Source organism: Mucilaginibacter sp. (assembly GCF_028288105.1).
Lineage (GTDB): Bacteria > Bacteroidota > Bacteroidia > Sphingobacteriales > Sphingobacteriaceae > Mucilaginibacter.
In genome coordinates, this window is the sequence record NZ_JAQBOI010000323.1 from 1 (window position 1) to 11,294 (window position 11,294).

At 41.6% G+C, this 11,294-nt stretch carries 9 protein-coding genes; 8 read left to right on the forward strand and 1 reads right to left on the reverse strand.

Going from position 1 to position 11,294, the window contains the following annotated elements; all coding sequences use genetic code 11:
• From JWQ85_RS21320 to JWQ85_RS21355, 8 genes are all read left to right on the forward strand, one after another.
• A partial coding sequence (locus JWQ85_RS21320; protein ID WP_299471601.1) for an MFS transporter occupies positions 1 to 606 on the forward strand: 606 nt, incomplete at its 5' end.
• Positions 607 to 608: 2 nt separating this feature from the next.
• A complete protein-coding gene (locus JWQ85_RS21325) occupies positions 609 to 1,493 on the forward strand; it encodes a hydroxypyruvate isomerase family protein (RefSeq protein WP_367186269.1) in 885 nt (294 codons plus the stop codon).
• A gap of 52 nt (positions 1,494 to 1,545) precedes the next feature.
• Entirely contained in the window at positions 1,546 to 2,421 is an 876-nt protein-coding gene (locus JWQ85_RS21330; protein ID WP_299471602.1) for a sugar phosphate isomerase/epimerase, read from the forward strand.
• A gap of 25 nt (positions 2,422 to 2,446) precedes the next feature.
• Positions 2,447 to 3,217 (forward strand): DUF1080 domain-containing protein, encoded by a 771-nt coding sequence (locus JWQ85_RS21335; RefSeq protein WP_299471603.1) that lies wholly within the window; start codon positions 2,447 to 2,449, stop codon positions 3,215 to 3,217.
• 198 nt (positions 3,218 to 3,415) lie between these two features.
• The gene (locus JWQ85_RS21340; protein ID WP_299471604.1) at positions 3,416 to 7,552 is read left to right on the forward strand and encodes a hybrid sensor histidine kinase/response regulator; all 4,137 of its coding nucleotides are present in this window, start codon (positions 3,416 to 3,418) and stop codon (positions 7,550 to 7,552) included.
• 49 nt (positions 7,553 to 7,601) lie between these two features.
• Complete coding sequence (locus tag JWQ85_RS21345) at positions 7,602 to 8,390, forward strand: NIPSNAP family protein (RefSeq protein WP_299471606.1); 789 nt, start codon at positions 7,602 to 7,604, stop codon at positions 8,388 to 8,390.
• 9 nt (positions 8,391 to 8,399) lie between these two features.
• Positions 8,400 to 9,860, forward strand: a complete 1,461-nt coding sequence (locus tag JWQ85_RS21350; RefSeq protein ID WP_299471608.1) for an NAD(P)/FAD-dependent oxidoreductase — start codon at positions 8,400 to 8,402, stop codon at positions 9,858 to 9,860.
• Between the two features lie 4 nt (positions 9,861 to 9,864).
• Positions 9,865 to 11,076: a glycoside hydrolase family 88 protein gene (locus JWQ85_RS21355; RefSeq protein ID WP_299471610.1), complete on the forward strand. Its 1,212-nt coding sequence runs from the start codon at positions 9,865 to 9,867 to the stop codon at positions 11,074 to 11,076.
• Here the strand turns inward: JWQ85_RS21355 and JWQ85_RS21360 are convergent.
• The coding region (locus JWQ85_RS21360) for a YhcH/YjgK/YiaL family protein (RefSeq protein ID WP_299471612.1) at positions 11,077 to 11,294 on the reverse strand (218 nt) is incomplete at its 5' end.

Below are 11,294 nucleotides of genomic sequence, written 5' to 3' on the forward strand. Positions count from 1 at the left end.
GCATCAGTTGCTATATGTGTGCCACTTGCATTCTACTACAATTTTACAAATCCGTTCCTGAACGAGGTTGGTATGAAAGCCGCTGCAGGTAAGCAATCAATGGGGCAGATATCCGAGTTGGTGTTTATGGCCTTAATGCCTTTATTTTTTGTACGCCTGGGCGTTAAAAAGATGCTGGCTGTGGGTATGCTGGCATGGGTATTACGTTACATTTTCTTTGCCTACGGCGATACCGGTTCAAACTATTGGATGCTTATTGCAGGTATAGTTATGCACGGTATCTGTTATGATTTCTTCTTTGTTACAGGCCAAATCTATACAGATAACCTTGCCGGCGAGAAATTTAAAAGTGCTGCACAAGGCTTTATTACCCTGGCTACTTACGGTGTGGGTATGCTTATCGGCTCGTATATTTCAGGTCCAATTGTAGACAAATTCAAGGTGTCAGAAACTGCTCATAACTGGACAACCATCTGGTTGATCCCTGCAGGTATTGCAGCTGTGGTATTAGTGGTGTTCTTAGCTTTCTTTAGGGATACTAACCAGATCCAAACCAAACCGGGTTTAGATATCGAGGAACCGAATACTGGGAGGGTTGAGGTATAATCATGGCAGATACAAACAGAAGATCGGCAATAAAAAGTTTGCTTGCAGGTTCTGCTGCAATAGGCGCATCGGGTATGCTATCGTCTTTTAAAGCCGAAGAAAAAGAACAAATGAGCGATAAACTCAAAGGAAATATAAACCATGCGGTATGCCGCTGGTGCTATGGCGATATATCTGTAGAGCAACTCTGCGCTGCAGCAAAAGATATCGGCATTAAAGGAATAGACTTGGTTGGTCCGGCAGATTGGCCTACGCTTAAAAAATACGGGCTTACTTCATCAATGTGTAATGGTGCCGAAATAAACCTTACAGATGGCTTTGGCGATACACAGTATCATGCACAACTGCATAAGCAGTATACGGATATGATACCAAAGGTTGCAAAAGAAGGGTATAAAAACCTGATCTGCTTTAGCGGAAGCCGCCGTGGTAAAACCGATGAGGAAGGATGGAAAAACTGCGTTGAAGGTTTAAAGCCGATGGTGAAGCTTGCCGAGCAACACAATGTTGTTTTGGTAATGGAACTTCTTAATAGCAAAATAGACCACAAAGATTATCAGTGCGATCACACCGCATGGGGCGTTGAACTTTGCAAAAGGCTGGGTTCCGAAAACTTTAAGTTGCTTTATGATATATATCATATGCAGATAGATGAGGGCGATGTAATACGTAATATAAGAGAGCACCACCAGTACATTGCGCATTACCATACCGGTGGCGTACCGGGCCGTAACGAGATCGATGAAAGCCAGGAATTATTTTATCCGGCAATTATGCGCGCTGTTTTAGAAGTTGGACATAAAGGCTACGTGGCGCAGGAGTTTATCCCTAAGCAAAAAGATAAAATAGCATCGTTACGCAAAGCGGTTCATATTTGTGATGTTTAAACCTTATGGTTCACATCAGGTCTATAAAACATACATCAACCAATATAAATAAATGACAAGTAGAAGAACATTTTTAGTACAGGCGGGCTTAGTATCCGCAGGTATGGTGCTTGCACCTCAATTACTTTCGGCAAAAGGCAAAAAAGGCCCGGGCTTACAATTATATAGCTTACGCGATCAATTACCTAAAGATGTTAAAGGTGTAATTGCCAATGTTGCTAAAGCAGGCTATGCCGAGGTTGAAACCTTTGGTTATTCGGCAAAAAACGGATTTTGGGGATTAAGCGCAAAAGAATTTAGCGCCTTATTAAAAGCTAACGGTTTAACAACCCCAAGCGGACACTATGGTTTAGACGAGTTTTTCGGCTCGGGTAAGATGGATACTTTTAACAGCTATATTGAGGCTGCATTAGCTACCGGTCAAACTTATATTGTTGTTCCATCGTTAAATCACGATTTTATTAAAACCGCTGCCGATTTTAAATCGATAGCAGATAAATTAAATAAAGCCGCCGAAGTTTGTAAAAAACACGGTTTAAAATTGGGTTATCATAATCACAATTTCGAGTGGAAAGAAACAGAAGGCACAACTTTCTACGATACCATTTTAGCAGAAACAGATCCAAATTTGGTAAGCATGGAAATGGATATTTACTGGGTGGTACGCGCAGGGCACGATCCGGTTTCGATATTTAAAAAACATCCGGGCCGTTTTGCTATGGTGCATGTTAAGGATATGGATAAAACAAATCCTGAGCTGAATACCGAAATTGGTAGCGGTAGTATTGATTTTAAAACGATACTAAGTAATGCAAAACTTGCCGGCATTAAACATTTTATTGTTGAGCAGGAAAACTATACTAATATCGATCCATATAAGAGCATAGCCCAAAGCAGTGCTTATTTAAAAAACTCACTGCACATATAATTAGCTAATTATAAATTACAAATAAATGAAATACAGAATAATATTTACAGCATTGCTAACAGGAGGATTCTATATGGCAAATGCACAAAGCGGCAAACCAGAAGATACCGAAAAATGGGAGCCAGTACCAAGCGTGGTAACAGCAGGCAAAACAGTGGGCGAGGCCCCTTCAGATGCCGTTGTTTTATTTGACGGTAAAAGCGGGCTTGATCAATGGGTAGACGTTGCCAGCGGCGGCGCTGCAAAATGGGATGTTAAAGGTGATGTATTAACGGTTAATAAATCATCAGGTAACATCGAAACTAAAAAATCATTTGGTAGCTACCAGTTACACATCGAATGGAAAGTGCCTGCAAGCATTACAGGTACAGGCCAGGCACGTGGCAACAGCGGCGTGTTCTTAGCTTCGTTAGGTAAAGGCGATGCGGGTTACGAATTACAGGTTTTAGATTCATACAATAACAAAACCTATGTTAATGGTATGGCTGGTAGTATTTACAAGCAATTTATTCCATTAGCTAACCCAACAAAGCCACCGGGCGTTTGGAACGTTTATGACGTTATTTGGACCGCCCCAACATTTGATGGTGATAAAGTTAAAACGCCTGCACGTGTAACGGTATTATTTAACGGCGTACTGGTAGAAAACAATATTGAACTATTAGGCCCAACACAATACATTGGCACCCCCGCTTACAGGGCAGCACATGGCCCAGCCCCTATTAAATTACAGGCACACGGCGACAAGAGCGAACCACTTAGCTTCCGTAATATTTGGGTTAGGGAATTAAAATAAGGTTTAAAACATTTAGTAAAAAAGCTTACCGGCAGCGGTGAGCTTTTTTTGTTTTTTGGCAATTGGTGTTTGTTTCTTTTTGTGTATTTTGAACTTATTATACCGTACTGCGTATAAGTATTTATAAACCAATATAATTCCTGCTTTTTAAGTCTTACTGTTTTGAAATCCCTGGTGTTAATGTTTAAACATTTTATATTGCCGATTCTTATACTTTGTGCTTTAACCAGTTTTGGTCAAAATCAAAGCTTAAAGTTTGAACATATTGGTCCAGGCGAAGGTTTATCGCAAATAAACGTGGCTACTATTATACAAGATAGCCGTGGTTTTATGTGGATAGGCACACGTGATGGGCTTAATAAATACGACGGATACAGCTTTACTACCTACAGGCACGATTCGCAGGATCCCAAATCCCTATCGAGCAGTATGGTGGCAGATGTGATTGAGGATAAGGAAGGCAATATTTGGGTGGCAACGATTGTAGGCCTAAACAAACTCGAGCGCAAAAGCGGGCGCATCATCCAGTATAAGCACGATGACAAGAACTCCAATACCATATCGAGCAATATATTAAACAAACTGGCTGTTGATGAAAAAAACAATATCTGGATCTCGGGCCAGGGTGGACTGAATTATATGGACACCCATAACAATACCGTAAAACATTACAGGCATGATAATAACACGCCAGGTAGCATTAGCGATAACAGTGTTAGTTCTGTTTACCTGGATGCCGCCGGGAATATTTGGGTAGGCACCTTTACCAGTGGCCTGCAACTTCTTGATAAAAAGACAGGTACATTTAAAAAGTATCAGCATAACCCGCAAAATCCTAAGAGCATATCGAGCAATAACATCAGTTGCATTTTCGAGGATAAAAAACACAGGTTATGGGTAGGAACCCAGGATGCAGGGCTTAATTTGTTCGATCCAAAAAGCAACTCCTTTATTCGTTATAAGCATAACGAAAAAGCTAAAAACACCATTAGTAGTAATACTATCATCAGCTTAAATGCCGATGAAAATGATAATTTGTGGATAGGTAGCGATAACGGCGGCCTTTGTATTTTAAAGCCGGAAACCGGTAATATTAGCTATTATCAGCATGATGATATTGACCAGAATAGCATCAATGGTAATACAATTTACAGTATATGTAAGGATAGATTGGGCAATATGTGGCTGGGTGCATTTAGTGGTGGCATAAATCTGTTTAAACGCAGCACCGAAAGCTTTCCGCACTACAGGCATAGCTCGTTAAGTAATAGCCTTTCTAATGATTTTGTATTGGCGCTCTATGAAGATGCTGATAGAAATTTATGGGTAGGTACCGATGGCGGCGGTTTAAATAAGTTTAACAACAAGGAAGGGACTGTAACCCATTATAAACAAGATAAATCAAAGAATAGCATAGCCGGCAATTATGTACTTACTGTTAACCAGGACTATGAAGGCGATTTTTGGTTAGGTACCTGGGCCGATGGCCTAAGCATTTTTAACCCTAAAACAAATGTCTTCACTAATCTTAAAAATAACCCAAATGATCCAAACAGTTTAGCTGGAAACAATATATATGCGCTTATCCACTCAAGAGATCATACTACCTGGATAGGTACCTATAATAATGGCTTAAATCATTATGATAAGAAAACAAAAAAGTTTATAAGATATGTGAACAACCCCCAGGACCCAACCAGCCTAAGCAGCAATAAGGTATATGCCTTGCTTGAGGACAAAAATAATAACCTGTGGGTAGGTACTTTTGATGGCGGACTGAACTTACTGGATAAGAAAACCAACAAGTTCACGAGGTTTGAATATAATAGTAAAAAGAATAGTATAAGTAACGATAACGTCCCCGATATTTTTGAGGATAGTAAGGGCAACTTGTGGATCAGTACATTTTCGGGTGTTAACATGCTCGATCCTGTTACAAAACATTTTACCGCTTTTACAAAAAAAGATGGTCTGCCAAGCGATATCATTTACGCTGTTCGTGAGGATGATGCAGGTAAATTATGGATAAGCACAAACAACGGCTTATCATCATTTGACCCGGCTAAAGGCACATTTAAGAACTATACTATTGAAGATGGCTTGCAGGGGAACGAGTTTAAATCGCACTCATCATTCAAGGGAAAGAATAACAAGTTATATTTTGGAGGGGTAAATGGGTTCAACGCCTTTACACCAGGGCAAATATTAAAGCTAAATGGCTTTTCGCCGCTGGTTATTACAGCATTTAAATTATTCAACAAAAACATTGTTCCGGCAATAGATGAAAACGACCCGTCGCCCCTTAAACTGGATATAGCCGATACTAAAACTATTACGCTTAACTACAAGCAATCGGTAGTGTCGCTGGAGTTTGCCGCACTTGATTTTACATCTACAGACAGGAAAAAGTATGCATATATACTGGAAGGCTTTGACAAGGAATGGAATTACGTAGGCACACGCAACACGGCAACCTACACCAATTTACCCGCCGGTACTTATGTTTTTAAACTAAGGTACCAGAACACAACAGGTGTGTGGTCGCCGGTTACTACAGGGTTAGAAATTATAACAACACCGCCCTATTGGTTAACCTGGTGGTTTAAAACGTTTGTATTGGCCCTTGTAGGGCTATTAATATATATCATATTTATTATACGTGTACGCTCTATAAAGGCGCAAAAGGCCATACTTGAAAGACAGGTAGAAGACCGTACTGTGCGTCTTGCCCAGATGACTAAAGACGAACGCGTTTTGCGCGAGGATGCAGAAAAAGCCCGTGAAGATGCAGAGAAGGCCAATAAAGCGAAGAGTATATTCCTCGCTACCATGAGCCATGAGATACGCACCCCTATGAATGGGGTTATGGGGATGGCTACATTGCTTGCTAATACCCCACTTAACAGCGAGCAGCAGGAATATACTGAAACCATTAAAAGTTGTGGTGATACCTTGCTAAATGTTATAAACGATGTACTGGATTTTTCCAAGATTGAATCGGGCAATATGGAGCTGGATGAGCAGGACTTTGACCTGCGCGATTGCATTGAGGCCGTGTTGGATGTATTTGCCGAAAAAGCCGCCCAGCTCAACCTCGACCTGGTTTACCAGGTGGAGCATAATGTGCCGTCTCAAATTATTGCTGATGCCTTCCGTTTAAGGCAGGTACTTATTAACCTGGTGGGTAATGCCATTAAATTTACCACTCACGGTGAGGTGTTCATATGTGTGAAGCTAAAAAGCAGTACTGATAATCAATTCGACCTGCTTTTTGAGATCCGTGATACCGGTATTGGCATACCGCCGGATAAAATTGATCGCCTGTTCAAAGCATTTTCGCAGGTTGATTCCAGCACTACGCGTAAATATGGCGGTACGGGCTTGGGCCTGGCCATCAGCGAAAAGCTGGTAACCCTAATGCGGGGCGAAATTAATGTGAAAAGTAAGGTTGGAAGCGGTACAACGTTTTCGTTTAACATACTTGCCAAACCGGGCCTAAAGGCGCAGCGTAACTATGTATATTTGAACATTGCCGAGGTACAGAATAAACGCATACTGGTTGTTGATGATAATACTACCAATCGCGATATACTGGAAGAACAATTGAAGCAATGGAACTTTATCCCAATTATGGCGGCCTCTGGTATGGATGCTTTAAAGGAACTTGAAAAGGAAACTATTGACCTTGTAATATCAGATATGAACATGCCCGAATTGGATGGCGTAGGCCTGGCCCGTAAGATAAGGGAGAAAAGCCAGGTACCTATCATATTACTTACATCAATGGGTAACGAGCAAAGCCGCAAAAACACACACTTGTTTAATGTAGCTTTAACCAAACCTACTAAGCACCACGCGCTATATAAACATATTATTGAGCAGTTGAAATTGAACAGTGAGATAAAAATTGAGGTGCAACCTGTTAAAACTCCCTTCTCTGAAGACTTTGCTAAACATCACCCCATGACCATTTTGATTGCAGAGGATAATGCCATTAATCAAAAACTGGCAAAATACATCCTCAATAAGATGGGATATAAGCCAGATATGGTTGAGAATGGGCACGAAGCAATAAATGCCCTGGTAAGTAAAAAGTACGATCTGATATTGATGGATGTGCAAATGCCAGAAATGGATGGCTTGGAAGCTACCCGTTTTATTCGCCAGAATATGGAGCAACAGCCGGTTATAATAGCCATGACGGCCAATGCAATGATAGAGGATAAAGAGGAATGCCTGACTGCCGGAATGAATGGTTACTTAAGCAAGCCACTAAAACTTCAGGAACTGATGGATATACTTATAGAATGGGAGCCAAATAAAGCTACATTATAGCAGTTGCATGTGTTATTTTGAATAAATTAGCCTTATAAAAATTACCACTATGTCAAATAAAAAACTGTTCAGCTTTGCAGGATTAATGCTGCTGCTGATTTTGTCTCATGTTTCATTGTTAGCCAAGCCTGCAAACGGTGGATATTATTACCAGATAAAGATCTACCACTTTAAAACACAGTCACAGGAAAATACGCTGGATAATTACCTTAAAAATGCTTACCTGCCTTTGCTACACAAAAAGGGAATTAATAATGTTGGTGTTTTTAAACCGGTTGAAACAGATACAACCGATAGGCGCATATACGTTTTCATCCCATTTAAAACCTGGAAAAGCATTGAAACCTTTAATGCTTCGGCAGAGGAGCCCAACAGCTTTGCGGTTAATAGTCAGGACTATACTAATGCTGCCTATAATAAAGCACCCTATAGCAGGGTAGAAACCATTATACTTACCGCATTTGTAACCCGCCCGCAACCGCTTGCCATAAAACTAACAGGCGAAAGGGCTAAACGCGTATACGAATTGCGTAGTTACGAGAGCCCTACAGAGGCTTTAAACTATAATAAAGTGCGTATGTTTAATAGCGGCGAAACCGACTTGTTTGACAGATTAGGTTTTAACCCGGTATTTTATGGCAACGTTATTGCGGGTAGTCATATGCCTAACCTGATGTATTTAACCACTTTTAACAATAAAGCAGATAGGGATAAACATTGGGATGCTTTTGGAAAAGATGCACAATGGAAAGATCTTTCGGGCAGGAAAGAGTTTCAAAATAATGTATCTAAGGGAGATATCACATTTTTATACCCTACAGCTTACTCAGACTTCTAAAGCATAACTATGGACGATAAGCGAGATTTTGATGCGATTGTAGTAGGTTCTGGCCCCAATGGGTTAGCCGCCGCTATATTGATGCAGCAAAACGGCTTATCAGTTTTACTGCTCGAAGCCAAAAGCGAAATAGGGGGCGGCCTGCGCACTGCAGAGCTTACTTTGCCCGGGTTTAAACATGATATTTGTTCGGCTATACACCCATTGGCTGCCGCGTCGCCATTTTTTAAAACACTGCCGCTGGCCGGTCATGGGCTTAGTTATATTTACCCCGAGATTGATGCCGCGCACCCATTAGAGCATGCTAATTCTGCGGTTTTATGCCGTAGTATTGATGAAACAGCGCTCCACCTTGGAGCCGATGAAAATACTTACCGCGATTTAATGCGATCGGTAACCAAAAACTGGCCTTTGATTGATGCCGATGTTTTAGGCCCGCTGCATTTTCCAAAACACCCACTGGCCCTGGCAAGCTTTGGACTAAATGCTATAAAGCCCGCAACCTTATTAGCCAATAAGTTTAAAACTAAACAGGGGAAAGCGCTGCTTGCGGGCATGGCGGCACACGCTATGCAGCCCCTAACCAATATGGCTACATCTGCTATTGCATTAGTGCTGATGGCAACCGGGCACCTGCAGGGCTGGCCTATACCAAAAGGAGGCTCCAATAGTATAGCCAATGCGCTGGTAGCTTATTTTGTATCGTTGGGGGGAAAGATAGAAACGGATACTTATGTAAAGTCATTAGAGGAATTGCCATCGGCACGTGCTGTTTTGTTTGATATCACACCAAAACAGCTGCTGCAGATAGCCGGGCATAAGTTTTCATCTATTTATAAATGGCAGTTAGAACGTTACCGCTATGGTATGGGTGTTTATAAAATAGATTGGGCTTTAAATGAGGCTATTCCTTTTATCTCCGAAGCTTGTAAAAAAGCGGGAACAGTGCATATAGGAAATACCCTGAACGAGATCCGCGATGCGGAACAGCAAACCTGGAGCGGCAAGCACCCCGATAAACCTTTTGTGTTACTGGCGCAACAAAGCCTGTTTGATGAAACACGCGCACCAAAAGGCAAGCATACGGCATGGGCATATTGCCACGTACCCGGCGGTTCTACCAGGAACATGACCGATGCTATAGAAAAGCAAATAGAACGTTATGCACCGGGTTTCAGAGATGTCATATTGGCCAAACATACTATGGACACCGTGCAGATGGAGGAATATAATCCCAACTATATTGGCGGTGATATTAACGGCGGTGTGATTGATCTGGGGCAGTTATTCACCAGGCCGGCCTTACGTTACTCGCCATATAAAACCTCGGAGAAAGGCATGTATATTTGCTCAGCCTCAACGCCGCCGGGTGGTGGTGTGCATGGTATGTGCGGATACTATGCCGCTAAAAAAGCATTAAAAGATATATTTGACATTACAGCGGATAGCGTAAATCCGACAGAAAAATAATTGAATGAAACTGAAAAACCTTACCTGCATCACAGCTTTACTTTTGATTATTAGCTTGCCCGGCATCGCGCAGCAAAAAAATAAATTCACCCCACAGCCAATTTTACTGGCTACTATTAAAAAGAATTTAGCTGACGCTGATGCACAGTATAAAGTATTGGCGAAAAATTTAAAACCCGGCGAGTTCCCCAAAACCTATCACCCGGAAACAAATAAGCAGGAAAATAGTAATTCGGGATGGTGGTGCAGCGGTTTCTATCCCGGTACGCTGCTGAATATCTACGAGGAAAATCACGACAAAGCCCTGTTAACCGAGGCCGACCGTATGCTGGCCGCTTTAGCCAAAGAGCAATACAATACCCATACCCACGATCTGGGTTTCATGATGTATTGCAGTTTCGGTAACGCCAACAGGCTTAATCCATCGCCAGAGTATAAACAGATCTTATTGAATAGCGCCAAATCGCTATCCACACGTTTTAATCCCAAAACGGGTACCATCAAATCATGGGATTCAAAACCATCCGACTTTTTGGTGATCATTGACAATATGATGAACCTGGAACTGCTGTTTTGGGCCACTAAAGAAACCGGAGATTCCAGCTATTATAAAATAGCGGTAACACACGCAAACACTACCATTAAAAATCATTACCGGCCAGATTATAGTTCCTATCACGTTATTAACTATGACGCCGAAACAGGCGCTGTAAAAGAAAAGAAAACCGCGCAGGGTTTCGCAAATGAATCGGCATGGGCAAGGGGGCAGGTATGGGGCTTATATGGCTTCACCGTTATGTACCGCGAAACAAAGGATAAAAAATATCTGGATCAGGCTAACAACATTGCCAAATTTGTATTGAACAACCCTAACCTTCCAGCTGATAAAATTCCCTATTGGGATTTTAATGCTACCAATATCCCCAATGCGCTGCGCGATGCATCTGCCGGTGCTATAATGGCCTCGGCATTACTGGAACTTTGCAGATACACAAACAAAACCGATGGTTTAAAGTATTTTAATACCGCGCAATCTATCATCAGAACATTGTCATCGCCTGCTTATAAGGCAGAACCCGGTACAAACGGAGGCTTTATTTTGCAACATAGCGTTGGCCATTTCCCTGCCGGGACAGAAATTGATGTGCCGCTTACTTATGCCGATTACTATTTTGTGGAAGCGATGAAAAGGTACCAGGCATTTGCCGTTAAATAACTATTTAACCACTCTTATTTTGATAACCAGTTTCTTTACAGGGCTGTTGCCGCCTGCACTCATATTGGCCTGATGGATCTCGCCGGGTAGAAATATGAAAAAGTTATTGGGTGTTGCCGTATAAAACTTTCCGTTGGTATAGTAATTTTCTACATCTTTTGTTTCATCGTAAGGCTTGGTCACTTTTAAAACATCAACAGTAACAATCCCTATCTTTT